The organism is Jiangella alkaliphila (assembly GCF_900105925.1).
GTDB classification, from domain to species: Bacteria; Actinomycetota; Actinomycetes; order Jiangellales; family Jiangellaceae; genus Jiangella; species Jiangella alkaliphila.
Window position 1 is genome coordinate 430,031 of record NZ_LT629791.1, and the last position, 23,974, is coordinate 454,004.

At 71.0% G+C, this 23,974-nt stretch carries 23 protein-coding genes and 1 pseudogene; 5 read left to right on the plus strand and 19 right to left on the minus strand.

All coding sequences use genetic code 11. From position 1 onward, the window contains the following. Window positions 1–57 precede the first annotated feature (57 nt). Both BLV05_RS02065 and BLV05_RS02070 read right to left on the minus strand, forming a co-directional pair. Window positions 58–606, minus strand: coding sequence for a hypothetical protein (locus BLV05_RS02065; RefSeq protein WP_152690553.1), 549 nt, complete (start codon window positions 604–606; stop codon window positions 58–60). A 5-nt stretch (window positions 607–611) separates the two neighbouring features. Further along, window positions 612–1,163, minus strand: a complete 552-nt coding sequence (locus BLV05_RS02070; RefSeq protein ID WP_082154898.1) for a single-stranded DNA-binding protein — start codon at window positions 1,161–1,163, stop codon at window positions 612–614. 180 nt (window positions 1,164–1,343) lie between these two features. Here BLV05_RS02070 and BLV05_RS02075 point away from each other — a divergent pair, with 180 nt between their 5' ends. Both BLV05_RS02075 and BLV05_RS02080 read left to right on the plus strand, forming a co-directional pair. Beyond that, window positions 1,344–1,754 (plus strand): hypothetical protein, encoded by a 411-nt coding sequence (locus BLV05_RS02075; RefSeq protein WP_152690551.1) that lies wholly within the window; start codon window positions 1,344–1,346, stop codon window positions 1,752–1,754. Window positions 1,755–1,792: 38 nt separating this feature from the next. After that, window positions 1,793–2,092 (plus strand): hypothetical protein, encoded by a 300-nt coding sequence (locus BLV05_RS02080; protein WP_197683503.1) that lies wholly within the window; start codon window positions 1,793–1,795, stop codon window positions 2,090–2,092. A 149-nt stretch (window positions 2,093–2,241) separates the two neighbouring features. Here BLV05_RS02080 and BLV05_RS02085 read toward each other — a convergent pair whose 3' ends face one another. Genes BLV05_RS02085 through BLV05_RS02095 form a run of 3 tightly spaced genes read right to left on the minus strand, consistent with a single transcriptional unit; the run spans window position 2,242 to window position 3,826 of the window. Continuing rightward, the gene (locus BLV05_RS02085) at window positions 2,242–3,087 is read right to left on the minus strand and encodes a helix-turn-helix domain-containing protein (RefSeq protein WP_046766647.1); all 846 of its coding nucleotides are present in this window, start codon (window positions 3,085–3,087) and stop codon (window positions 2,242–2,244) included. Further along, window positions 3,087–3,623, minus strand: coding sequence for a DUF6879 family protein (locus tag BLV05_RS02090; protein ID WP_046766646.1), 537 nt, complete (start codon window positions 3,621–3,623; stop codon window positions 3,087–3,089). The genes BLV05_RS02085 and BLV05_RS02090 overlap by 1 nt, the downstream gene beginning before the upstream one ends. Continuing rightward, window positions 3,620–3,826 (minus strand): hypothetical protein, encoded by a 207-nt coding sequence (locus BLV05_RS02095; protein WP_046766645.1) that lies wholly within the window; start codon window positions 3,824–3,826, stop codon window positions 3,620–3,622. The genes BLV05_RS02090 and BLV05_RS02095 overlap by 4 nt, the downstream gene beginning before the upstream one ends. Window positions 3,827–4,133: 307 nt before the next feature. On the opposite strand from BLV05_RS02095, the gene BLV05_RS02100 reads away from it, so the two are divergent. Continuing rightward, window positions 4,134–4,400 (plus strand): hypothetical protein, encoded by a 267-nt coding sequence (locus BLV05_RS02100; protein WP_152690550.1) that lies wholly within the window; start codon window positions 4,134–4,136, stop codon window positions 4,398–4,400. 486 nt (window positions 4,401–4,886) lie between these two features. Further along, entirely contained in the window at window positions 4,887–5,108 is a 222-nt protein-coding gene (locus tag BLV05_RS02105; protein WP_152690549.1) for a hypothetical protein, read from the plus strand. A 79-nt stretch (window positions 5,109–5,187) separates the two neighbouring features. Here the strand turns inward: BLV05_RS02105 and BLV05_RS02110 are convergent. The 7 genes and pseudogenes from BLV05_RS02110 to BLV05_RS02135 all read right to left on the minus strand — a co-directional run. Then, window positions 5,188–5,844 (minus strand): annotated as a pseudogene (locus BLV05_RS02110) (DUF2786 domain-containing protein); the annotation flags it as partial. Then, entirely contained in the window at window positions 5,750–7,513 is a 1,764-nt protein-coding gene (locus BLV05_RS02115; RefSeq protein ID WP_197683504.1) for a type IV secretory system conjugative DNA transfer family protein, read from the minus strand. The gene BLV05_RS02115 and the pseudogene BLV05_RS02110, both read right to left, overlap by 95 nt. 283 nt (window positions 7,514–7,796) lie before the next feature. Beyond that, the gene (locus BLV05_RS02120; protein WP_046766641.1) at window positions 7,797–9,317 is read right to left on the minus strand and encodes a hypothetical protein; all 1,521 of its coding nucleotides are present in this window, start codon (window positions 9,315–9,317) and stop codon (window positions 7,797–7,799) included. Continuing rightward, window positions 9,314–10,771 (minus strand): SCO6880 family protein, encoded by a 1,458-nt coding sequence (locus BLV05_RS02125; protein ID WP_331245858.1) that lies wholly within the window; start codon window positions 10,769–10,771, stop codon window positions 9,314–9,316. Before BLV05_RS02125 ends, BLV05_RS02120 begins: the two co-directional genes overlap by 4 nt. Before the next feature lie 5 nt (window positions 10,772–10,776). Continuing rightward, window positions 10,777–11,085, minus strand: coding sequence for a DUF6112 family protein (locus BLV05_RS35410; RefSeq protein WP_046766815.1), 309 nt, complete (start codon window positions 11,083–11,085; stop codon window positions 10,777–10,779). Between the two features lie 468 nt (window positions 11,086–11,553). Further along, complete coding sequence (locus BLV05_RS02130) at window positions 11,554–12,132, minus strand: helix-turn-helix domain-containing protein (RefSeq protein WP_052762070.1); 579 nt, start codon at window positions 12,130–12,132, stop codon at window positions 11,554–11,556. Between the two features lie 93 nt (window positions 12,133–12,225). Beyond that, window positions 12,226–12,969 (minus strand): hypothetical protein, encoded by a 744-nt coding sequence (locus BLV05_RS02135; protein ID WP_046766640.1) that lies wholly within the window; start codon window positions 12,967–12,969, stop codon window positions 12,226–12,228. 165 nt (window positions 12,970–13,134) lie between these two features. On the opposite strand from BLV05_RS02135, the gene BLV05_RS02140 reads away from it, so the two are divergent. Beyond that, complete coding sequence (locus BLV05_RS02140; protein WP_046766639.1) at window positions 13,135–13,440, plus strand: GntR family transcriptional regulator; 306 nt, start codon at window positions 13,135–13,137, stop codon at window positions 13,438–13,440. Between the two features lie 238 nt (window positions 13,441–13,678). Here the strand turns inward: BLV05_RS02140 and BLV05_RS02145 are convergent, their stop codons facing one another. The 7 genes from BLV05_RS02145 to BLV05_RS02175 all read right to left on the minus strand — a co-directional run bounded on the left by BLV05_RS02145 (window position 13,679) and on the right by BLV05_RS02175 (window position 23,705). After that, a complete protein-coding gene (locus BLV05_RS02145; RefSeq protein WP_052762069.1) occupies window positions 13,679–18,445 on the minus strand; it encodes a helicase-related protein in 4,767 nt (1,588 codons plus the stop codon). 167 nt (window positions 18,446–18,612) lie between these two features. Continuing rightward, window positions 18,613–18,960, minus strand: a complete 348-nt coding sequence (locus tag BLV05_RS36825; protein ID WP_052762068.1) for a hypothetical protein — start codon at window positions 18,958–18,960, stop codon at window positions 18,613–18,615. Window positions 18,961–19,144: 184 nt separating this feature from the next. Beyond that, entirely contained in the window at window positions 19,145–20,161 is a 1,017-nt protein-coding gene (locus tag BLV05_RS36830; RefSeq protein WP_052762067.1) for a C40 family peptidase, read from the minus strand. After that, the gene (locus BLV05_RS02160) at window positions 20,158–21,678 is read right to left on the minus strand and encodes a type IV secretion system protein (protein ID WP_046766638.1); all 1,521 of its coding nucleotides are present in this window, start codon (window positions 21,676–21,678) and stop codon (window positions 20,158–20,160) included. The genes BLV05_RS36830 and BLV05_RS02160 overlap by 4 nt, the downstream gene beginning before the upstream one ends. Further along, window positions 21,675–22,349 carry a hypothetical protein gene (locus tag BLV05_RS02165; protein WP_083421261.1) on the minus strand — a complete coding sequence of 225 codons (675 nt, stop codon included), beginning with the start codon at window positions 22,347–22,349 and terminating at the stop codon, window positions 21,675–21,677. Before BLV05_RS02165 ends, BLV05_RS02160 begins: the two co-directional genes overlap by 4 nt. A gap of 15 nt (window positions 22,350–22,364) precedes the next feature. After that, on the minus strand, window positions 22,365–23,417 hold the full coding sequence (locus BLV05_RS02170; protein ID WP_046766636.1) for a hypothetical protein: 1,053 nt from the start codon (window positions 23,415–23,417) through the stop codon (window positions 22,365–22,367). Window positions 23,418–23,516: 99 nt separating this feature from the next. Further along, entirely contained in the window at window positions 23,517–23,705 is a 189-nt protein-coding gene (locus tag BLV05_RS02175; RefSeq protein WP_197683505.1) for an excisionase family DNA-binding protein, read from the minus strand. Window positions 23,706–23,974 lie beyond the last annotated feature (269 nt).

Consider the following 23,974-nt stretch of genomic DNA (forward strand, 5'->3'; position numbering starts at 1 on the left):
ACCTGCGCTGCGCGCCTGCGGCATGGAGGATCGGCGCACTGGGCGTTGCCTGGCGAGTCATGCGCCCGGGCCGATCGGCCCGCGATCCGGGGGTGGCCGCCGTCGTGCGGCGTCCACCTGCCGGACCGTCCTGGTCGTCCTCCTGTACCGGTCGCGCAGCCGCGTCGCCCAGTAGTAGGGCAGCTCGCCTCGCTCGACATGCCGCACGAGTCGTTCCCCGACGTGGTCGTTCCACGGTTCCAGCTCCGCTCGCACCAGATGCAGGGCGCGGCTCGGATGCACCTGCACGAACGTCCACGCCAGCGCGGACAGGTGATACAGCCCGTTCCGGTCGGGGTGGACCCATGTCGGGGCGCGCCCGGGCTCCGTGCTGGTGACCAGGAGGTGCTGGCCATGGAACACCAGCCGCTCCATGTCCACCGGCTCATCGCCCGCGACGGCCTCCTGGTGCAGCTGCGCCTGCCTCCACGCCAGCCTGGTCAGCACCGAGCCCGTGACGACCGGTGTCATCCAGCCGTTCCACGCGCGATCATGCCCGGCGGCCTCGAACGCGGTCAGGAACCCGCGGCCACCGGGTTCCAGCTCCCAGTCACCGGTGAAGAACATCACCGCTACCGCCCGACGCCGGACGCCTCGGCCGCCGGGTCCGGCCACCGCGGGACCGGCTGGTGGGCCGCCGGGGTTTCGGGGATCGACGGCGGTGGCGGCGGCACCGGCGCGGGTCGGAACTCCTCACCAGCCGACTTCGCTGGAGGTGCGCCGCTGGCAGCCGCCGGTGGCACCGCGCCGGCGGTCGCACTGGCATGCTCGACGGACTTCGCCGCGTTCCGGGAGATCGTGACGCCGTCGGCGCTGGCATCCAGCGCGACCGCCCGGGCCCGGATCTCGCACGATGCACGGACGCCATCGCGGGTCTGATAGGCGTTGAAGACCAGATCACCGACCACGATGACCGGATCGCCCGCCTCCAGCCGCAGCGCAGCGACCGCCTGTGCCGCCATGCCGAACGCGACGACGTCGTGGTTTACCACCTGACGCGGCACCCAGCTGCCATCGGGCTGACGTGCGAAGTCCTGAACAGCGATCGTGAACTTCGCCATCGGCGCGCCGGAGCGCGTGGTGACCTGCTCCGGGATGCGCATCACGCGACCCGTCGCCGACATCGGAAAGCTGTTACCCACCTGGACGCCTCCGTTCGTGTCCTCTACGCCGCTGAGAACACGGGTACGCACGCGGCGCGCACAGAACGTGGGGCACGGGGTCAGCTAGGCGTCACTCGACCAACCCATGCCAGGGCCTCAGCCACTTCCGCTCACTCGAACACGCGTTCTATGCTCACCGCTATGGTCATCATTCGCTGTCCCATGGAACGCTGCCCCGGTCTCCAGCTGGCAGATGATCTCCCGCCCGGAGAGATCGCCGGGCAGGCCTGCGACCACCTTGCGCGTCACCACATCCACGGCGAGACAATGATCAAGCAGCTCGGCGAGCTCCGGATCGACGGCGACCGCCCACAACTCCAACTGCTGCGCCCGATCGACCGTCCCTTGATCGCCGAGGACCGTGGCACACGCCACGCCATCCGACCCGGCCTGGTGTCGCTGGACGGCCGCGGGCCTGCTCTGTGCAGCGACTCGCACACCGTGCGCATCGTGTACGTGCCCGTCTTCGAGGGGCCGGTGCGTGCAACAGCCAAGCGTGAGCCCCGCGCCATCCAGCCCGACTGCCGTGTCTGTCGGCGCCGGCTGCGCTGAGGGGCCGAACTGTCCGACCATCGCCGTAGTCTCCGCCCATGGGGCGCGGCACCAGCGATGAACACTACGTCCTCGAGCTCTGTGACGACGTGTTGGGCGAGCACGGTCTACGCGGCCACCGCTTCGACTGGTTGCTCGGCGATCCTGGCGTCACCGGGCACCAGGTCCGACTGCCCGTCGACTCCTTCTGGCCCGGTCACAGCCTGGTGGTCGAGTACCGCGAACGCCAGCACGACGAAGCAACACCGTTCTTCGACAAGCCCCATCGGCTCACCGTGAGCGGTGGTGCACCGCGGGAAACAGCGAGCCCTTGTACGACGCCCGGCGTGACGCCTTGATCCCAGCCCGTGGTCTGCGGTTGGTCGTCATCCGGCCCGCGCAGCTCGACGCCAACTCGCGCGGGCGCCTTCGCCGCAACCGCGAGGCAGATCTGCCGGTGATCCGCGAGCTGCTCAGCGCCTCTTGAACGGTGATGCGGGCGCACTCGTCAGTCAGCCGTGACGGAGGGCTCCGCCATCACTCTCGTGATCAACGCCCTGGCCTCGGCACCATAGGCGGCAGCGCCGGCCAGCTCGCTGAAGATGCGGGCGTAGGCCTGCAGCTCCGTGGAGTCCGTGATGTGCAACTCGGCGGTGAAGGTCTCGGCGCGCACCAGCTGCTTGTCGAACAGCCAGAACCCGTGCACCGGCATCACCGGGTAGTTGGCATCGAACGGGATGACGCCCAGCCGCACACTGCGCATGGTCGACGCCGACACCAGCCGGTCGAGCTGCCCTTCCATGACGTCGGGCGGGCAGAGCCGGTAGCGTAGCGCGGCCTCGGTCATGACGATGTGGAACCGTTTGCCAGGGGTGTAGAGCACGTGCTGTCGCTGCATCCGCGCGGCCACGGCCCCGTCCAGGTCGTCGGGTGCGCCGTTGTAGGTCACCGCCTCGGCCAGCCGGAAGCGGGCGTAGTCCGGGGTCTGCACCAGCCCGGAGACGCACGAGCTCTCGAAGTTGCGGATGAACTCGGTGTTCGCTTCCATGCTGGCGTAGTCGCGTTGGTGTCCGGCCATCCCGGCCTGGAACTGCCGCCGGTGCTCCTGGTAGTGGCTCTCCAGCGAGCGCAGCGCCGCGACGAGGTCGGGCAGCCGCCCGGCCGCGCCGCAGTGCTGCGCCCACAGCTCGAGGTCACGCTCCGACGGGGTCTGCTTGCCGGCCTCGATCTTGGAAATCTTGCTCGAATGCCAGCCCGCGCGGTCGGCCAGGGCGCGCCCGGTCAATCGGGCCGCTATGCGGATCTCGCGGAGACGCTGCCCCAGGGCCTCCCGCTCGCGCTGGAAGCTGGACATCAGGCGCGGTCGGGACTCCCGCCGCGGTAGTCCTGCCAGCTGATGGCGTAGTGCCAGGCCGCGTCGCGCCACTGGCACCGCTGCAGTACTGCCACAGGGTCGTCGACGACCTCAACGCCGAGCAACTGGTCATCCTCGGCGAACCGCAGAACAGCCAGCATGCGGGAGTCGAACAGCCAGAAGTCCTCCTCCGGCAGCTGCAACTCCGCGGCCCGGTTGCGCGGCAGGTAGCGGATGTCCTCGCCGGCGCCGACGTTGAGCCGGGCCAGGTCCAGGCCGAAGCGCGTGTAGTCGCTGTGCGGCTCGCTGACCACCCGGACCCGCTCGACCCGCTTGCCGGCGGCGGTCGCGGCCTGGATGTCTTCGACCCAGTCGGCGAACCAGGCGTCATCGGCCGGCTCCCCGGCGAGGAACTTGCGCAGCGGCTCCTGCTCCTCGTCCTCGACGTAGCGCTCGCGCGTCTCCAGACGGAACGCCGTGTGCTCGTAGGTATCGAAGAGCTGCCGGAAGCCGGCGCCGGCCAGGAGCTCGGTCACTGCGCTCGATCCGCCAGCCGCAGCAGGTCGGCCGGGATCTCCACGTAGGACTCGTCGTCGGCCAGGTCGCGCAGATCGGCGATGGCCTCCGGGTCGGTGACGATCTTGCCCTGGACCACGAAGGTGCCGCGGTCGGTGGCGTACAGCGCCGGGCAGCCGTTCTTGCCCGAGTCCGACGTCTTGCCGAGGTAGGTCAGTCGCATCTTGGTGCCTCCGGGGATAGGCGATGGTCGCCCTTCATATCCGAAGGGCTTGCCGCGAGCCTAGGCCGCAAGATGCGCGGCCGAGAAGAAGTTTGCTCCAGTTTGCTCACGTCAGCCGAGTGGGCCAGCGCATCAGGAAAGCTGGGCAACTTGCTTCCGGTTCGGCATGGCCGCTTCTTACGGTCCTGTGGCGTGGCCGCCCACTTGCATCGGCCGCCGGTTCCGGTGGTGCGGAACGAGCAGGGTCTTCCGTACCACCGGGCCGACCAACCGCAGGGCCTCCCGAGGGTGTGGTCGAGGAATGCTCATGCCAGATGAGAGCCAGCCGTCCGCTGGTGCGGCGTCGATCACGAGTCTGACCGCCTACATCCTGCCCTCGACGCGGACCAGGACCTTGCTGCGCACCCTCATCGTCGCCGACGGCGGCGAGCAACTCGCGCATCGGCCTCTGCCCTACGGTGCCCCGTTGCCGGATGCGGCCGATCAAGAGCTGCAGGGCCTTGGCTACCAACGCCTCGACGACTGGACACCGTCCGGCGACTGGTGGCGCTGCAGCGTCGAACCGGCCACCTGATGCAGTCGAACCAGAACTCCACATGAGCCGCCGCACCCACCAAGGCCGGACGCCGGTCACCAGGACGTCGCGCAGCGAGCCGGACACCACGCCGCCTAGCTGGCCTCGTTGGAGCGCGGCGAACGCAACCCGCTGCTCTCGACGCTCTACCGCCTGGTGCTCGGTCAACGGAACCGTCATCCCAGGCAGGCCGCCGGTGTTCATGGCCCCGGTCTCGGCGGCCCGCCGTTCTCCAGCCACGCTCGGCCAACGGAGACATCTCATGAGTGGCTTCACCGCCCGTGTGCAGGGACACGGGCGGGTCGACTGGTCCCCGGAAGACATCGATGCCTACGCCGCCGGGCTGCGCGCCGTGCACGTGCCGGCGGGTCGTTGGTTGCCGCATCGCCGCACCAGGTGCGCGGACTGCCGGGCCCACTGGCCGTGCGGGTGGGCCGGCTGGGCCGAGCGGTGGCGGCGCAGCCTCACCCGTCGGGCAGCGAAGCCGTGAGTCTGACCGCCCTCATCTGGCTACCGAAGGCGTCGCTGCTGCACGTCGTCATGGTCACCGACGACACCAAGAGCTTGGCGCAGCGGCCGCTGCCCTACGGCTCGCCGCAGCCCGAGACCGCCGACGTCCACCTGCGCGAGCTCGGGTACATCCGGGTGGGCGGGTGGCACGAATCGCCACCGGACGGCTGGTGGTGCACTGTACGGCCGCTTCAGTGAACAGGGGACCGTGATTGCTCCGCCGGGATGCTCGTGCCGCTGGGTCTGCTGGCGCGGCCGGCCTCGCCGCTGGGACGTCTCAGTGTTCGATGCCGTCGCGGCCCTCGTCCGTGATACGTGACCGTCCGATGTCGGCGCGAGCGCCAGCGAGGCGGCCATCGGTGAAGCCGCTGCCGGTGTAGGTGACCGGTCGCTCCTTGAGGAGGTTCGGGAACTCCTGGGCCTGCATCTGTAGGACTCGGGCTTCACGATCGGCGAGGACGAGGTCGGTTCCCTTTCCGCTGCCGGTCGTTGCCGAGGCGTCTTGTCGCGCCGCGGCCTCGGCGTACATAATGCGCTCGGTGACTTCGGCGGTGAATCCGAGCAGCCAGGAGCGCCGCCATGCGCGAGCGTTGACCCCGGGTGGCACCGTCTCGGTGAGCAGCGCGCCGTGCATCTGCACCAGCAGTGACGTGTACAGGATGTCGACGCGCTCCAGGTCGCTGGCGAATCCGTGGACGCGCACCGTCACGGGATGACGCCGCCCAGGGAACTCCAGCCGGGCTGCGCGGCAGCGGAGGTTGTACGCGATACGGCCAAGCAGTTCGGAGTTTTCCGCGGCCCAAGGCGGGCGCACCTCGAAGGTGCGGCCTTGGGGATGGTCACGATCCGGATGATCGGCGCTGAGCATCGCCTGCTCGATGCCGTAGGTGGCCATCAGCGTGAACGCCTTGTCTCTGAAGGTCCGCGCCTCGTCCTCGGTGGCGGCGGCGTTCTCGGCTTGGCTGAGCAGTGCTCGGATCTTCCGCATGGTGGCTTCGGTGGCGTCGCTCATGGATGGGGCTCCTCACTCGTAGGTGGTGGTGTGACCGGTCTCGGGACGGCGGTGTCGCGCTGTCGCGGGTACCGCTGCCGGGGGTGGTCGGCGCGGCGTGTGCGCGGATGCTGGACTCGATGGCGGCCTTGTCGGCTCGCAGCCGCGGCGCGTCCGGGCGGCGGGTCCAGGGCCGCATGGTCAAGGCGATGGGTGCGGCGGAGCGCAGCAGGACGACGGCCTGACCGAATCGGAGAGTCCGGAGCTGGCCGGGGTCGAGGATGGGGATGCGCCGGTAGGAGGTCTGGCGGGTGGTGTCGCCGTCGCGGCCGCGAGTGATCGCAACGGTTTCGTCATCGCGGTCACCGATGAGGGCTGAGATGTCGCGCAGGTCGGCGGCGCTGGCCGCTCCACCGGGGAGGATCTTGACGACCGAGGCGTCCCAGATGGTGCTGGCGGTGTGCTCGCCGAAGGCGTGACGGGCCTGGGCCATCGTCTGCAGCACGACCGTGGTGGCGATCCCGCTGCCGCCGCCTTCGGAGACCAGGGTGGGCAGCGACGGCAGCGGGGCGAGGTTGGCGATCTCGTCGAGGACCAGGGCCAGGGGCGGATCGAGTCGCGCACCGGGGGATGCGGCGGCCTGCTGACGTGCGGTCTCGAGGAGGTCCTCGATGAGCGCGGCGACGAGTGTGCCGACGCCGCCGGCGCCCGCGGCGGTGCCGAGCAGGTAGAGGGCGCCGCGGTCGCGGATGAAGGTGCTCGGGTCGAATTCGGCATCCCCGGATCGCGGGGTGAGGGCAGCGAGGACGCGCGGGTCGGCGAGGCCGGCGAACGCCTGCCGGACGCCGAGCCAGATGGAGTCCCTGGTGCGGGTGTCGGCGGTGGCGGCGGCCTCCAGCGTCTCGGCCCACCCGTCGGCTGCGTCATTGTGAGCGGTGAGGATGCGGTGGGCTTGCATCGCTGCGAGGGGGTCGAGCGACCATCGGTAGAGGTCGCGCGCGCCGAGGTCGTCCAGGGCGGCCGAGTGGAGCAGAGTGCGGATGACCGCTTCGGTCTGGCCGGCCCAGAAGTCCGCGTTCTCGACCCCCTTGCCGATGTTGGAACCTGCGGCGAGGCCGCGGGCGCGGATCATCGCGGTCTGCGGGTCCTCGCAGCCGCGGACCGGGTTCCACCGCATGCCGGCGTCGATGCCGTGCGCGAGGTGTTGGGGATCGAACACGGCGACCGGCCCGATCCGCTCGCGCGCGGTCAGGGTGGCTGCGAGGACGTCGGTGCGGGTGGAGGTGGACACGACGGCGCCGGGCGCGTCCAGGACACCGGGGATCACCAGGTGCAGGCCTTTGCCGGATCGAGAGGGCCCGATGATGAGGACGGAGTCCTCGACGGTGATCCAAACCGGGGTCCGATGGGATCGGCCCAGGCAGAACCCGATGTCTCGCGGCTGCGGCGCGCGTAGGGAAGGACGCAGTCGTTGCCCGTGCGCGCGGACGGTGCGGGCGCCTGCGACAGAGCGGACCTGGCGGGCAGTTGCGACGCCCGGCATCGCCTCGAGGGTCCGCGCGCGGCCGTTCGTCGAACCGACGGTTCGGCGCCATGCCCAGACCGCGGTCACGGCCGCCGCGGCCGTGCTGAGGGTGAGCAGGCCGGTGATCGACCAGACAAGCTCGGGCGCGGGTAGCCGGGTCTGCCAGGCCTGCTCGAGTTGTCCGGGCGCCTGGATGGCGGCGACCGCGGCGGAGGCGGAGTAGTCCGGCACCGGATGACTGGTGAGCCGGGCGGCCGCAGCGGTCCCGGCCCAGACGAGGCCGGTGCTCGCCGCCAGAGCGGTGAGGACGGCCAGCAGGACGGTCAACGCGAGATCGGTGAACAGGTCCCCGCTGCGCGGTTCGGGCGGCCTAGCCATCGGCAACACTAGGGACCGCGAACCTGTCCGGGTTTCTCGACATGCGGTGGTCGGTGTCGACCACCGCCAACTCGGCGGGAGCGAGGGTGTGCGCGACGATCTGGCCGCTGCGCTCCCCGATCCGCCACAGACCGGTGCCCTTCGCCAGCGCACTGAGCAGGGCCCGTTCGGGGCCGGTGAGGCCGAGCGCAACGGCCGTCGCCGCGACTTGGTCGGCGCGCTGCCGATAGACGATCCGGGTGGCGGTGTCGGCGACGAGGCCCTCTGACAGCGCGCGTAGCTCCGATCCCGCGTCGCCGACGGCGGCGAAATCGCTGAGGCGGTGCACGACGGCGACGTTGGACAGCCCCCAGGCCCGGGAGAGCTTCCACTGCGTCTGCATGCGCCGGGCCAGGGCGAGTTCGCGCAGGATCCGCCACGCCTCGTCGTAGACGATGAACCGCTGGCCGTCGGAGGGGTCGCGCAGCGCTGCCTCGGTCCATGCCGACGTGCACGCCATCACCAGTGGCAGCGCCGGGTTGGTCTCGCCGAGCGCGGAGATGTCGATCGTGAGGATCGGCAGCGACGGGTCGAACCGCACCGTGGATGGTGCGTCGACCAGGCCGGCGAGCTCGCCGAACACGAGGGTGGCCAGCAAATGGCCGGGCTGCCGCCCGGCCTCACGCAGCTCGGCGTGGCTGGTGAAACCGGCCGGGAGCGGTCGAGTTAGGTCCGGGGCGAACAGGTGGTCGACGACGTGCGGGAGGACGGGTGTCGTGTGGGCGGCGACGGCGGCGTCGACGGCCGCCGCGACGGCGGTCCGCTCGGTGGGGTTGATCGGCTGGCCGCCGAGTTGCTCGATCAGGCTGCGCAGCAGTTCGAGCCGCCGCGACCGCACCTCGACGTCCCATTCCGGGTCGCCGACGTCCTGGGGCCGGCGACCGGCGTCGAGTGGGTTGAGCCTGGTCGGTCTGCCGGCGCCGAGGCTGATCGTGGCGCCGCCGAGCGCGGCGGCGATCGGCGTCCACTCGCCCTTTACGTCGCCGGGGACGTAGGCGCGGTGACCGAAGGCGCGCCCCCTGCCGAGGAGGGTCTTCGCCAGCGCCGACTTGCCCGATCCGATCTCCCCGGCGATCAGGACGTTGGGGTTGGTGAGCACGCCCGCGGCGTAGAGGACCCACGGGTCGAAGCAGAACGCTGCGCGGGTGTAGGCGTCGTGCCCGATCACCATGCCGGGCAGGGCCAGGCCGCCCTCGGCCTGGAACAGGTACGCCGCGGCCAGCGTGGCGGTGGTCGCCCGATGGGCCGGCAGCCGCAGCCGGCGCCAGGTGCGCAACGCCCCCGGCCGGTGCTCGCCCCCGCTCGGGATGTCGCGGCCGGGCGCGGCGGCCCGGTCGGCGGCCGCGACGCGGCGGGCCTCCTCGCGGCGCGCCTGGACGGCGGCGCGGCGGATACCACGTTGGGCGTCGATCCTGGCGCGCCGCTGGGCTCGGGTCTCGCCCGCCGGGACGAGCAGGGGGCTCGGCCTGGTCACTGCATGCCCCGGGCCAGTGGGAGCGCGGCGGCGGTGAACGCCTGGGTCTGCTGCCCGTACAGGACCCGCAGCTCGCAGTGCGCCTCGGCGGCGGCGGTCCTGACCTGTTCGACCGCCACGTCCAGCGCTTGCCGGTCCGGCGCGGACACCGTGACCAGGCCGACGTAGCGCATGTCGCCGGCACCGGCGACGAGCTCTCGCTCACGGCGCACTGCGTCGACGGCCTCCCTGCGTTGGGTCTCGGTGGTGAGCACGTCCGAACGGGCCCGTTGCCGCGCGTCGGACTCGTGCTCCACTCGCTCCTGCCGGACCGCCCGCAAGGCCCGGTCGTGCGGGATCGGTTCGAAGGTGACCGACACGGTGCGGTGCACACCGGAGGTGAGCAGCAGCGGCCAGAGCACGTCGACGGGCACCGCGACCCTCGGCCACTCGGCCACCCACAACACGCAGTGCCAGCTCCCGTCGGCCCGAAACGTGGCCCAGCCCTCGTCGACGGCCATCGGCCCGGCCGACCCGGGAGTACGGCCGACTTTCGAACGCACGAGCGTTGCGAGACCGGTCGGGTCGTAGGCGCCGCGCAACAGCAGCGCCAGGTCCGGTGCCGTCACCCAGCCGTCATGGGCCAGGTCCAGGCTCGGCAGCCGCCGCCCGAGCAGGGTGAGCTGCTGCGCGAGTACCTCGGCGGCGCCGCCGACGCCACCGCCGGCCGCGCGGACCTGATGGGCGGCCGCGCGAAGGTCGAGACTGAGCGCAACCAGGGTCTCGTGACGCTCCGATGTCGGCGCGGCCGTCGCCAACACCTCACGGTAGGACTGCGCGGCCCAGCCGCCGTCGTCCACCCCGTGCGCGCGCCAGAACGCGTCGGCGGAGATCCCGGACTCGGGCATCGTGCGTTCCAAAACCTGAATGCGGCTGATCAGCCGGCCACCGGTGCAGTAGCCGGACAACAGGGCGCCCCAGGTATCGGCACGGCGTTCCTGCTCACGCGGGTCGGCCAACACGAACGTGCCCGCCGAGCGCACCCGAAGCGCCGCCGTGAGCGTGCGGGCGCGTGGATCGTGGACCATCGCAGCCGTCATGCCCGGATGCACATGCAGACGCAGCCCCGCGGCCTCGCCCGGCAGGGCCAGCCGTCCCGCCTCCGGCGGCCGAGGCACCCGGACCCGGTAGGAAAGCTGCCCAGCGACCGCCCGCCACGCGTGATGAGCGACCGTCGGCGCCCACGACACCAGCGTGCGGCCCGCGACGGTCACGAACGCGGCCGCCACCATCGCGCCCCAGAGCGGTGCCGTCGCCGCCAACCGCGCGACTCCCCCGGTGTACACGGCCGGAATCGCCACCAGCAGGCCTACCGCCAGCACCACCAACTGGCCCGGCAGCAGCCCGATGATGATCCCGCGCCGCGGCCGCGGGGCGAACAGCACTGATCGGCCCTGCGGTTGCTCGACGACCACGAAGGTCAGACCTCGGCGCCGATGGCGGCGAAGAACGCCACCAGCGCGTTCGCGGCGCCGATGATCGCAGCACCGGCCACCGCCATCAGAAGCGTCGACTTGCCGCCGTCGCTCATCCCGGTCCGGCCGCCCATCCGACCGAACGCCATCAACGCCCCACCGATCAGGACCGCCGCCACACAGGCCACCAGACCCCACGTCGACAGAGCACCGACAACGCGCCGGACCTGCTCCAGGCCCGGAAGCCCGTCCGTGTTCGGCGTGATCCCAGGATTGGTCCCCGCCCCCACAATCGTGCCCAGAAGTCCCCGCACCCCAGCTCCTTCACCGTCATCAACGGACCTGCGGCTACAGGTCACAGACGCACGGGTCCGGAAACGCCGCGCACCGCTCCGCGCCAAGGCCGGTTGGAGATCACCTACCAATCGCCGTCGGCGAGAAGTCTTGGATCCGCACGGACCCCGGAGCTGTGGCAGCGACCGGTGCAGGCGTAGCGAGGGCAGCTGGTGAAGCTGCCCGGTGCCGCGCGATCGGCCGTCGGCTCTCCGCCAGGCGACGTTGCCGATGAACCCCGGCGGGACGCGCACTCATCTGGCGGCCCGCTATCGCACTTCGCCGCTGATGTGCACGGGCTCAGCCCTAGGCGACTGAATTGCTGAGGCTGCCAGTTCCCACGCGGCGGTGCCTGGCCGTGCGGCAGCGTCAGCTGGGCAGCAGCAGTGGACGCTGCGTCAGGTGAACGCCCACGGCTTCATCGCGGGCAGCGGCGCCGCCCGGTGCTGTCATTGGCCTGCGAGCCGGTGCCCCATTCGCCGCGGGGTCGGCAGCGTAGAGGCCGGGGTGACCGCCTTGACGGCCACGCGGAGGCGCGCGATGTAGTCGCGTACGTCGTCCAGGTGGTCGTGCAGGGCTCGGAGCCGCAGCTGGGGGTCTTCGATGAGGCGCGCGAGCTCCAAGCCGGGTCGGCCGGTGTCGAGGGCGAGGTCGGAGAGCGCGACGCCGGCGCGCAGGGCGGTCGTCAGCGCAGCGCGGGCGGATGGGTCGAGGTCGGGATGCAGTCGTGCGGCGATCAACAGCCCTACGGCGGCAGAGCGGATCTCCGCCGAAGCGGCACGCACAACTGGGCCATCACCTTCACCCGCGACCATATAGCCGACGGTGACCCCGTAGAACCGGGCGAGCGTGACGATCGTGTCGAGCGACGGGACCCGGTCTCCACGCTCCCACGCGCCGATGGAGCTGATGGTGAACCGGCCGTCGAGGGCGGCCTGGACCTGGGCCAGGGTGAGCCGCCGACGCTGACGCAGCGCCCGCAGGCGACCACGGATCGCAGCGACGGCCCGGGAGTCGACGTCGTCCATGTCGGTGGCGCTCCTTCGTGAGGGTGGAGGGTCAGCCGGGCACGCAGCGGCCCGGCACTCGACGATCGGGATCTTGCGCTCGTCAGGCCGGGGTCAGTCCTGACCGGGTCGGCGCGGCGCGATGTCGCCCCGCCGGCGGGGCCGGAACGAGTGCCTGGAGGCGCCGCCGGGCGCGAATGCCTCGAGCTGCCAGCTGTGGGGCGACTTGGCCTCGTGGCCCCAAGGAAGGGCGCAGGGGTCGATCACTTGCCCGTTGCCCGGGACAGGACCCTCAACGCCGCAGAGCAGGCCCGGGGTGAGCACGGCTTCTTGGCCGTGCCACATCAACCACCACCACCGCAGCTGGCTCTCGTCGACGCCGGCGTCGACGTCTCGCGGATCGGCCTGGCCAAGCCCGGTGTGCGGTAGGCGGTGGTGGGCGATGTACTCGCACTCGACGACGTCGCCGGCGTGGAGACCGAACTTGGAGCGGCCGAGCTTGGCGGCCTGCTCGTCGGTGAGCAGCGTGAAGCTGGTGCACGAGGGCAGCAGCCCGTTACCCAGGTGGTCGGCGGGACGACCGGACGGGCCCGTCTGGGCGGCACGGACGGCCTGGCACATGTGCACGGGGCCGCCGCCGAGCTCAAGGTCGTCGACCGAGGTCCAACGCGAACTCCGGGCGTAGCCCATCGTCCGCAGCTGCGCGTCCCAGCCGCGCGGCCCGGCCACGTCGGCTCTCCCACCCGCCGCGAGGTCGACCAGCTCGCCGCCCGGCGTACGGATCTGCATGACGGGCGCCGGCCGTGCCGGTGGGAAGGCCGGGATGTAGAACGCGGCCAGTTGCGAGTCGGGCACCATCTGGATCTCCGATCCCCGGGGAAGGGCCTCGAATTACCTAGCTACAAAACTCAAAGGTCGCACAAGGGTAGGACAACTGACCACCTCTGCACTCGTGTGCAGTGGCCTGCACTCGACTGCTCCCGTGTAATCTGCCCTGCTCAGGGGTGCATAGATTCAGCATCTGTGACCGTCGCCGATGAGTTCGATCCGGATGAGGATCGCCCGGGCTACAAGCTCGTTCACCTGGCTGATCATCTGACGGCGAAGATCGCGGACGGCCGGTTGTCGGCCGGCGCGCGATTGCCGAGCCAGCGGGACATGGCCGCCGAGTATCGCGTCTCCACCAACACGATCGTGCGGGCGCTGGATGTCCTACGTGAGCGTGGCCTGATCGTGACGTTCCGCTACAAGGGCACGTACGTGGTTGAAGATCCAGCGCCCCTGCTCGAACCCTTGGACGGCACCGAAGGCGAAGAGTCGACGAGCTAGCAGCTACCCCGGACAGAACTCAGACGGGCGCGACGCAGGCCGGTGCTCGCCGACGGGGGATGACGGGCACCGGCCTTCGCCTGCTCTGATTGGCCCGGCGCAAGCACCCCGGGTGCCTGAGGATGAAAGTGATCGTGGCAGCGGACGGACTGCCCGTCAACGGGTCTGCCCTCGCAGCCAGCCTTGATGACGCCCCGCCCCCGAAGTGAGTTCCCCAGAAGACCGTGCCGTAGCGCGGTCATCTCGGAGCCATCCCGGGCGGATGCATGGGCGGGTGATGTGACGGCGCCGGTGGCCGTGTGATGGGGGTGATCGCGGGCTGCGGTGCAGCCGTGGGTTCCTGGTCCGAGTGGTTGGCTGCTTGCTCCGACATGGCGGTCTCGATGCGCTCGAGCGCCGTTCGCGCCTCGGTGAGGGCCAGTTCGTGTTTGAAGGGGGCACCGAGCGCGGTTTCCGCGGCGTGCAGCTCACTGACCGCGTCCGCGCGGAGCCGTTCGGTTTCGGCGATGTCGGTCTGGATCGCGGCGACTCGGTTCTCCAGGACTCGGATGACACCGATGCCGTGGGGGTCGGTGATGCTCTCGACGGACACCTTTGCCCCGCTGCGGGGCACGTCGCGCAGAGTGAGGCGGATCTGGGCGCGCCGACCGAGGCTGCCGATTGCTGGCTGGTAGGTGGCGTCGATGGTGTGGCCGGCGATCTCGCCCATGACACCGAGGTCGGCGGCGCGATGGGAGTTGGTGAGTACGTGCTGTGTCGCCCACTGGGCGACGGCGGCTGCGGCGTCGGCGCGTTTGGTGGCGCGGACGCCGTCGATGGTCATGGTGAAGTTCTCACCGAGGGGGATGGTGCGGGTGTGGGCCGCCTCGAGCTGGTCGCGCTCTCGGTCGAGGTCGTCGATCTGGGCGGCATGGAACGCGCTGCGTTGTCGCAGGTTGTCGATCTGGCGCAGGTGCGCTCGGCGCAGCCGTTCCAGCCGGGTGAGGTCGGCGTGGGCGTTGGCGCGTTCCAGGATGAGCGGGTCGCCGGCGGCGAGTGCCTTGACTTCGGCGAAGGACAGGGCGGTGTCGCCGACGTCGTCGATGGACCGCAGGTCGAGGCGGCTGCGCATGATCTGGGCGATGAACGTCGCCTTGCGCTCGACGGTCTGCCAGAGGTAGCCGTCGAACGAGCCCTCGACCACGTAGCGGTAGATCTGGATCTCGGGGTTCTGGTTGCCCTGCCTCATGATCCGCCCGTCGCGTTGGGCGAGGTCGGCGGGCCGCCAGGGGCAGTCGACGTGGTGGAGAGCGACGGCGCGGGTCTGGACGTTGGTGCCCACGCCCATCTTCGAGGTGGATCCCAGCAGGACGGCGATCTGCCCGGCGCGGGCGGCGGCGAACAGCCGGGCCTTCTCGGCGTCGCTGGGCGCGTCGTGGATGTAGCGGACCTGCTCGTGCGGGATGCCACGACCGGTCAGCAGGTCGCGGAGTTCGTCGTAGGCGTTCCATGCCTCCCGTGGGGTGCCGAGGTCGCAGAACACGATCTGCATGGCGCCGGTGAGCGGGGAGTGCTCCCCTGTTCCGGGGATCAGGTAGCGGGCGCCGCGGTGGTCGGCCCAGATGCGCGCGACGTTGTCGGCGACGATGTCGAGTTTCGTCGGCTCGTCGAGCGGCCGACGGGCGCCGACCAGGCGCATGTCCAGGGCTGCCTTGCGGCCGTCGGTGCTGATCTTCAGCATGTTGTCTTCGCGAGCGTCGACCCGGCCGCTGCGGACCCGTTCGGCGCGCTCACCGAGGTGCGCAACGTAGGCGGTGAGGTCGGCCGGAGCCGGCACCACGACGGTGACCGGGGCGCGTTGGCCGTCGTCGCGCGGCGCGAGGTCGGGGGTGGGGAGGTTGAGGTCGTCGCCGGTCTTCACGTCGGCGAAGACGTGCCACATGCGCAGCATCTCCGGGACGTTCTGGAACCGCGCGAACCGGGTCTGCAGGCGGTAGCCGCCGGCCGGGGCCATCTCGATCCCGGTGACGGTCTGCCCGAAGGTGGCCGCCCACGCGTCGAAGTCCTCCACGCCAGCCTCGGCGAGTAGGTCCGGGCGCAGGTAGCGCTGCATGACGTGCGCTTCGGTGACGGAGTTGGCGATCGGGGTGGCGGTGGCGCCGGTGACGACGCGGTCGCCGTGCCGGCCGCGCAGGTACTCGATCTTCATGTGCAGGTCGCTGGCGCGGCGGCTGCCGTCGATGGCGGCGTCTCGGATGTTGGAGACGGTGCGCAGGTTCTTGTAGTCGTGCAGTTCGTCGACGACGAGGTAATCGATGCCGGTCTGCTCGAAGGTGACGCCCGGGTCGCGGGGCGCGTCCAGGCGCTTCTTGAGCTGTTCCTGGGCGGCGAGGAGGGCCCGCTCGAGACGTTTGACGCTCAGCTTCTGCCCGGCGCGTGAGTTCGCCAGCATCTCGCGCAGCCTGCCCAACTCGCGGTCCTGGTAGGCGGACTCGATGGCGGGTGAGATGGGGATCCGTTCGAACGCGCCGCGGGTCATGACGACGGCGTCCCAGTTGTTGGTGGCGCAGCGGGCGACGAACACTCGTCGCTGTTCGCCGCGCAGGTCGTCGCTGGATGCGGCGAGGACGCGGGCGGTCGGGTAGAGCTGGAGCCATTCGCGGGTGAACTGTTCGAGCATGTGGTTGGGCACGACGACGCAGGGTTTGGTCACCATGCGCAGGCGCCGCAGCTCCATCGCGCCGATGACCATCTCGGCGGTCTTGCCGGCGCCGACCTCGTGGAACAGCCCGACGGCTGGTTCGTTGATCATCCGGGCCACGGCGGCGCGCTGGTGGTCGCGGGGGGTGAATGTGCGCGCGAGGCCGGGCAGGGTCAGGTGCCGTCCCTCGGCGCTGTAGTCGCGCAGCACGATCGCGTTGAACCGGTCGTTGTACTCCCGCAAGAGCACCTGAGCGCGCTCGGGGTCCTCCCACACCCAGTCGGCGAAGCGTTCCTGGATCAGGTTGGCTTTCTCCTGCGCGGCCGCCGTCTCGGTCGGGTTCAGGACGCGGCGCCCGTCGTCGAGTTCGTCGGTGACCTGGACCGGGCGCTGTTCCAGGATCGCTTTCACGATCGCCGGCGCCGGCATCCGCGCCGTCCCCCATTCCTCACCGGCGGCGACCGACGACCTGACGCCGCGCACCTCCCAGATCGCCCCGCCGGGATGCTCGACCTGGATGGTGTCGTCGCGCAGCAGCTCGGTCAGGAACCGGGCATGGGTGGCCGCGTCGATCCAGGCCGCGCCCAGGCGGGCCTCGATGTCGGCCGGCCCGAGGTCGGGCGGCTGGACGCCCTGCAGTGCCGCGACGTTGACCTTGTATCGGTCCGGTTCGGCCTCGACGGCCTGAACGGCGGCGGTGAGCTTCTGGCGGACGTTCCCGGACAGGTACTCCGCGGCCGTGACCAGCTGCCCCGACGGTGGATCGTCGTAGACCAGCTCCCCCAGTTGAGCGCGGGCGTCGTCCGCGCCGACACCGAGCAGCCGGGCGACCTGGGCCAGGTCCACGCGTCCGTGGGAGTCCAGCACCATCGCGAGCGCTTCCTCCGGCGTGTCCGCGCCCAGCGCCGGTGATCGCGGCACGACGACTCGATGCGTCATGATCATGGCCGGGTTGGCGGTCTGGGTGGTCTCGTCGAAGACCTCCAGACCTCTCACCAGGGCGGCGAACGGGTCGCTGCGGAAGATCCGCATCACCGGTGGCGCGACCCGCGACATCCGCGGATCGCTCGTCTCGGGATCGACACGGCCGGTGGCGCGGGTGGTGAACCGGTTGATCGGCCCGAACCGGCGCACGTGGTCGCGGTACTGATCGGCGAGATCGGTGCGCAACTGTCGGATCTGCGGGGTGTCGTCGAGGTCGGCGGCCTCGGCGCTCAGCAGCGCCCGTGCGGCGTCGCGCAGCCCGAGCAGCGACCTCAGCTCGCGCCGCTGGGTCGCAGGGACCGGGCAGTCCTCCAGCATGCCGCCGGTCGCCACCATGAACGTGTCGTCGGCTGCGATCAGGTGCCCGTCCCACAGCCCTTCCGGAGCGCGCGCTACTTTCCGAACCTCGCGCGGGGAGGCGGCACGCGGGGTCATGGTCATGCCGTCGCGGCGCGCGGCGTCGACGACGCCGTCGAGCACGGTCGCGAACCTGGTCGGCGCGCTTGCCGGGTCGGCCCGCACATGCAGGGTCGTGGCGCTGTACATGCCGGGTCCGACGGCGAGCTCGCCGAGGATGTGCTCCGGGTGACGGTCGAAGTAGGCGTTCAGGCGGATGCTCTCGCCGTCGATGACGCGGTCGGTGACGGTCTCCCACAGGGTCGACCGTGGCGGCGTCTGCGGGTCACGGCGCCGGAGCAGCAGCAGGTCCGTGACCACGTCGCTGCCAGCGGCGCGGCGGTGCGCGCCGGTCGGCAGCCGGACCGCGGCGACCAGGTCCGCCAGTGCGTTCATCTCCCGCCGCGCGGCCGGGTTCTGCGCGTCCAGGGTGAAGTGGCTGGTCAGTACGGCGACCAGGCCGCCGGGGCGGGTCAGGCCGAGCGCCTTGATGATGAAGTGGTTGTGCAGGGTGTTCCGGCCGGTGTTGTGGCGGGGGTCGTGCAGCCGGATGTCGCCGAACGGGACGTTGCCGATGGCGGCGTCGAAGTGGCCGGCCGGGAATCGAGTGTCGGCGAACGACTCGGTCCTCACGGTCGCGGCCGGGTAGAGGGTGGCGGCGACGGCGGCGCTGGTGGGGTCCAGCTCGATCCCGGTCATCCGTGCGCCAGGTGGCGCCAGGCCGATGAAGGTGCCCGCGCCGCAGCCGGGCTCGAGCACGTCGCCTTCGGTGAAGCCCAGCCGGTTCAGCAGGTCCCACATCGGCTGGACGTAGGCGGGGTCGGTGTAGTGGGCGTTGATCGTCGTGCGGCGCGCCGCCGCGTATGCCGACTCGTCCAGCACAGCCTGGAGATGCCGGCGCTCTGTCTCCCACTGGTCGGCCTGTTCGTCGAACAGTGCCGCCACAGCACCCCAGCTCGACCAGCGCGCGAGCACCCGCAGGTCGTCGTCGGTCGCAGCTCGATCCTCGCGCTGGAGTCGCTGCAGCAGGGCGATCGCGTCGAGGTTCGCCCGGACCCGCGAGCGGGCGCCCGAGGGGGCGAGGTCGTCCTGACGGGTCGGCCGGAACCGGCCTACGTGCCCGGCCGGTCCTCGTCCTCGTTCAACGCTCGATGGATCACCCAGAGGTACTCGTCGGTCGCGCTCGGCGGGTCCGGCGCTGTCGGGGGTTGCACCCAGACCATCTCGGCCAGCGCCATCTCCTCGGCTTGCAGCCGCGCCGCGTTCAGACGGCCGACCTTCTCCAGGTACGTCTCGCCCGGGGAGTCCGGCCCGGCCAGATGCTCCTGCAGCGCCTGCACGCGTTCCTCCACCTGATCCCCCAGAGCGGAGAAGAACGTCGTCGGGTCCGCCAGCGCCGCCACGTGCGCCGGATCGGCCTGTTGCCAGTGCTCCATCGCCAGCCGGCCGTACCTGTTCATCGCGTTCACCTTCCGCCTCTGCCCACAACGATTCCAGACTGAGCTGCCCGTCGATCTGCGTCCTTGTCCTGCGGCCAGCCATCGATCGCCGTGCCCCCTTCTGCCGCCGCTACCGGTCACTGGGTGGTAGGGGCGTGGCGCGCACGCGGCGCCGCGGCTCGCGGTGCCCCCAACCCCTGGCCGGTTAGGAGGCGTACTGGGGTGCGGCCCAGCCGAGGTAGGGCAGCTGCCAGGCGCCGTCGGTGAGTTCGCTCGCGTCGACGATGTAGACGCCGCCCCGGCGGCCGGTGAGGTCATCGAGGACGTCGTTGCTCACGATGAGTCCGTCGCCGAGGTAGACCGCGATGTGACCGGAAGGATCCGTGTCGTAGAACAGCAGCGCGCCGGGCGGCGGTGGGCTCCCGTCGGCCACGGCGACGCCGGCACGCTGGTAGGCCTCCCACTGGGCGGCGGCGGTCGGGTAGCCGGAGTTCGCGTGTCCGTGGATGCGTGCGGCGAGGCGGGCGCACCAGCGGTAGTAGCTGGTCTCCCCGTAGTAGGGGTCCGGGCGGTCCGCGGCTGAGGCGTCGGCGAAGTCCTGGGCACGTTCGCGCAGCGCTTCCAGGTCGGGCACGACCGGTGGTGGGTCGTTCTCCCCGAGGTCCGGCGGCGGGCAGGCGGACGGGTCGCCGTCGCCGGTGGCTTCGGCGAGCCAGCCCCAGGCGTCGTCCTCCCACTTGGCGTAGGCGTCCGGGTAGGCGGAACGCTGGACTGCTTGGGCGGCCTCGGCCAGGGACATGGACTGCCAGCCGTCGATGTCGAGGAGCCCCGGCTGCCCACCGGATCCGCCGTCGTAGAAGTACCCGGTCGCCGTGCGCGGGTCGAGGCGCTGGGCGGCGCTCCCCCAGGGCGCGCGTTGCTGGAACAGCCCGAGTGAGTCGCGGTCGCCGTAGGCAAGGTTGCGCAGGGTGGACTCCTGCGCGGCGGTGGCGAGAGCGACGGCGATGCCGAACGGTTCGATGTCGCGTGCGGCGCCCTCGGCCACGATGATCCGAGCATGGTCGGACTGATCAGCGTCGAGCCCGGCCAGCTGGGCGTCGCCGAACTGCTCAGCACAGCTCCACTCGCCCTCCGTGGGAGCGCCCGGCGCGAAGAGAACCAAGGCCGGCGACGCCACGGCCGCCGTCACGGTGGCGAGGAGCGAGGCGACGAGCCGCCTCATCCGTGTTCGGTCTCGTGCGGCTGGGCGCTCGGGGCGTCGGCCGTGGCGGCGCGGAGCCGGTCGGCTGCGTGCGTGGGCTCCGGAGCCGGCGGTTCGTCCGCCACCTCAACATCCACAGGGGCGGAGTGTGACGGCGCCGGATGCGTGGCGGCGGCGCGTGGGGTGCCGCCGGCGCGCTCGCCGCGAGCGTCCACGACGTCCGCGATATCCGCCGAGGCGCGTGAGTTGCGTGCAGATCCCTGATCCTGGCGCTTGGTGTCGTCCCCGACCTGGGAGGACGGCCACCAGCCGGTCTGCCGTGGCCGATGTTCCTGCCGGTCCGGCCCGCCGTCGACGTCGCCGGCTCGTGCCTGACCACCGGCAGCGGTGGCGGACATTGGCGCCGGTTGGCGTTGGTCGGCGGTAGGTGCCGGGCGCGAAATGATGCCCGGGCGGCGGGATGCCCGCGGGTCCGAGGTCGTGGTGGTGTCGGTGTCGTCGGCGGTGGATCCATGCCGGCTCGTCCGGCGCAGGATCTGGGCGGGGTCTGCTCGTGCGACCGCGGCGCGTCCGGCCGCGGCGGCGCTGATGCCGCCGCGGTGCAGGACGCTGGCGTGGACCTCGTCACCGACGAACGACATGAAGGAGTAGCAGGCAATCGGGACGAGGGCGGCCATGAGCATCATGAGTGCCCCGGACAGCAGGACACCGACCGCGCCTGGGCCGTCGCTGCCGAAGTCCGCTCCGGCGATGGCCGACACGCCCAGCCCGAAGACCACCATCACGGCCAGCTTCGTCCACACCAGCGCGTTGACCACGGCGATCCAGGAGCGGAACCAGCCGCTGGTGTACTGCCAGGCCAGGCCCATGATCGCGATCGGGCCCATCACGATGACGACGTAGAGCAGCATCGACCGGACCAGCAACGCGCCCCACACCGCGATCGCGCCGAGGACGAGCAGGATCCCGAAGATGATGAACGCCACGGCGCCGGCGATGACGCTGCCGCCACCGAGCAGCCCGTAGTTGAGCCCGCCGGTGGCCTGGTCGATGACGGCGACGGTGGCGAACACCTGCTGGAGGCGGTCGCCTACCTGATCCATGTCGCCGAAGGTCGCTGCCGTGAGGTCGGTGCCGAGCGCGTCGACGGCGGAGGTGAGCAGGTGGATCACGGGGAGGGACACGGCGGTTCCGAAGACGGCGGCACCGGCTCGGGCCACCGCCCGGCCGACACCGTCGCGGGCGCCGCCGTCTCGCAGGACGATGGTGATGACCTGCAGGATCAGCAGGGCGACGGTGATCGGCAGCGTGATCCCGAAGATCCTGCCGGCCCACTCGTAGAGCCAGTCCGCGTCGGTGACCGGGGTGGTGGTCTCCTCGATCGCCGTCCACACCCAGCCGAGGAGGGTGACCGCGAACCCGAACACCGCCGCGGCCACCGCGGTGATCAGGTCCTCGGCCATCCCGGAGGCCGCGTCACCGACCAGGTCGCAGCCCCAGCTGATGACCAGTAGATCGCAGGCGCCGCGGTCGATCACCGCAGCACCTCGTCCGGCACCGAGACCAGCGAGCAGTTCCGATCCGGCGGGCAATAGACCCAGACGCTCACCGAGCGTGCCCGGGCCTCCCGGACCTCCTCGCCGTTCTCGTCCTCGTACCGCAGGGACTGCACGCCCGACACCGTCCGCACCTCGTGCCCTGGCGGGACGTCGCTGTTGAAGACCACCTGCTCGGGTTCGACGACGCTCTCGACCTCGAAGACGGCGCGCAGCTGCTGGGCGGCCTGCCGGTCCCAGGTCGCATCATCCGGGATCCATCGGCTCGTGACGGCGACCAGGCGGTCGTAGTCGTCTCCGGCGACGTCACGGTCGATCGCGCCGAGCAGGACGTCGCGGTAGCCGCGGGCGTAGGAGTCCGCCGGACTGAGGCCGAACACCAACTCGGCGATCGCCCCCGCATACGCGTCCGGGTCCTTCGTGTCGGGCAGGGTCACGGCGCGGGCGCCCGGCATCGTCGGTTCGGCGTCGGTCGGGCCGTCTCCAGACGATGCGGACGGCATGCCGGTGGCCGGGGGGCCGTCCTCGGTCGGTGTGCTGGTGCGATCGCGGCTGGTGACCGCCAGCACGGCGACCACCACGACCGCGAGTACGGCGAGCCCGGCCACCACCTGCCATGACCGAAGGGTGGATCCGTTGCGTCCGGTGATCATGTCGAGGCTCTCCCCTCAGGCCGTCCGTCGGCGCGCCGTGGAGGCGTGCGCTGTTCGTCGTGCTCGGCATCCCATTGGTGGCTGGCGCCGCGCACCAGAGGTCGCGCGCAGGTGGACGCGCCCGCCCACCTCGGCGGACGGGCGGTGCCCGGGTTGGGCGGGGCGTGCTGGAGTGTGGCCGTTGAGGTGGCCGGACACAGCGCGGGATGTCGGGCGGGTCCATGCCTGGGCGAGCACGGCGAGCCTGGGCAAGGACTGCGGGTGTGCGTCCGCCAGCGAAACCGGGCCGCCGGCCTGTGCGGCCTCGCGCAGCGCAAGCCAGGCAGAACCTGCAGGTCCATCGCGGCGAGTCCCGATCAGCAGGTCGACGAGCGCACGGATCTGGTGCGTCGCCAGAAGCCGGGCCAGGCGCTCGTCGCGGTAGGCCGTGTAGTGGACGTGGCTGCGCCGGCGGGTGAGCTGCAAGACATCCAGAGCCGCGCTGATCAGTTCCGTCGCCAGGGCGCGTGGCGACCCGGTCGCGACGAGCTCGTCGCGCAGCCCGATCAGGCCAGGGTCCCAACGGACCGCCGGGTCGTCCGGGCGGCTCTCGGTGACGGCGTCCCCGGTCGGATCGTGCCGGGCCGGGACCAGCCGGTCGGTCACCTGGGCGCCATCCATCCCCAGGCGCCGGGCTGTGTGCCAGCCACCGGCCACCGCCCAGCGGGTGCCGTCCCCGGAGGTGACCAGTTCGGCTGATCGCACCTCCTGCACCGCGGCTCGAGCCAGCGCGCGCACGATCAGGCCCCAGGGCCGGTCGGCGGCGAGGATGTCGGCCCGCTGAGCGGTCGCGATCTCCCATCCGATGCTGATCAGGCCGTCGACCAAGTGCGCGACAGTGAGATCGGCGCTCGCGCGGGATGCTCGAACAACCGCGAGCGCACGCAAGCGAAGCTGGTCGATGACCGCACGTCCCACCGGGCCGTTCCAGTCCTCAGCCGTGTGAAGCTTGCGCAGCGCGCGCTTGAGCCCCTCGTCGGTGCTCGCGTCGATCCTCGTCAGGGCAGGTTGATGCGTAGAGTTGTTCATGCGAACCCTTCACGTCGATGGGGTTTGTTCCGGGCGCGGAGCGGCATGGTTGGTAGCCGTTTGATCGCTCCGCGCCCGCCTAGAGGCGGGCCGCCGGGGTCAGGCCACGTGGGGACGGCGAGCCTTCGCTTCGGCCTGACGGCGGAGGGCATCGGCGAGCACGTCGTCGACGTAGCTCGCCGGCACGCGCCAGGACCCGCGGATCCGGGTCGCCGGGACCTTGCCGTCCTCGATGTCGCGGTACACCGTCATGGCGCTGACGTTCAGCGCCACAGCGACCTCACGCACCTTGAGCAGCTTCGGCGATTGGTCATCGGCAGCCTCTGATTCGGTGTCTGGTTGCTCGTTCACGTGACCTTTCCTTCGTCGACCATTCACCAACATCGTGTGGCCGACTTCGACCACATGGCAATACATGAATGGCGTTGACCTGCAAAGTTGGTAAATGTGGGCATTGTGTGGCATCAGAGCGTTCAGTGATTGAGGTATTCGGCGAGGCACGCGGCACGCACGCCGTCCATAGGCACGCGCCGGCGGCTGGCATCGCCGAGAAGTGC

Coding starts and splice junctions, on each gene's coding strand:
- BLV05_RS02065 (WP_152690553.1), bottom strand. CDS start 606: ATGTTCTTCACCGGTGACTGGGAGCTGGAACCCGGTGGCCGCGGGTTC.
- BLV05_RS02070 (WP_082154898.1), bottom strand. CDS start 1,163: ATGTCGGCGACGGGTCGCGTGATGCGCATCCCGGAGCAGGTCACCACG.
- BLV05_RS02075 (WP_152690551.1), top strand. CDS start 1,344: ATGGTCATCATTCGCTGTCCCATGGAACGCTGCCCCGGTCTCCAGCTG.
- BLV05_RS02080 (WP_197683503.1), top strand. CDS start 1,793: ATGGGGCGCGGCACCAGCGATGAACACTACGTCCTCGAGCTCTGTGAC.
- BLV05_RS02085 (WP_046766647.1), bottom strand. CDS start 3,087: ATGTCCAGCTTCCAGCGCGAGCGGGAGGCCCTGGGGCAGCGTCTCCGC.
- BLV05_RS02095 (WP_046766645.1), bottom strand. CDS start 3,826: ATGCGACTGACCTACCTCGGCAAGACGTCGGACTCGGGCAAGAACGGC.
- BLV05_RS02100 (WP_152690550.1), top strand. CDS start 4,134: ATGCCAGATGAGAGCCAGCCGTCCGCTGGTGCGGCGTCGATCACGAGT.
- BLV05_RS02130 (WP_052762070.1), bottom strand. CDS start 12,132: ATGGACGACGTCGACTCCCGGGCCGTCGCTGCGATCCGTGGTCGCCTG.
- BLV05_RS02135 (WP_046766640.1), bottom strand. CDS start 12,969: ATGGTGCCCGACTCGCAACTGGCCGCGTTCTACATCCCGGCCTTCCCA.
- BLV05_RS36825 (WP_052762068.1), bottom strand. CDS start 18,960: ATGAACAGGTACGGCCGGCTGGCGATGGAGCACTGGCAACAGGCCGAT.
- BLV05_RS36830 (WP_052762067.1), bottom strand. CDS start 20,161: ATGAGGCGGCTCGTCGCCTCGCTCCTCGCCACCGTGACGGCGGCCGTG.
- BLV05_RS02165 (WP_083421261.1), bottom strand. CDS start 22,349: ATGATCACCGGACGCAACGGATCCACCCTTCGGTCATGGCAGGTGGTG.
- BLV05_RS02170 (WP_046766636.1), bottom strand. CDS start 23,417: ATGAACAACTCTACGCATCAACCTGCCCTGACGAGGATCGACGCGAGC.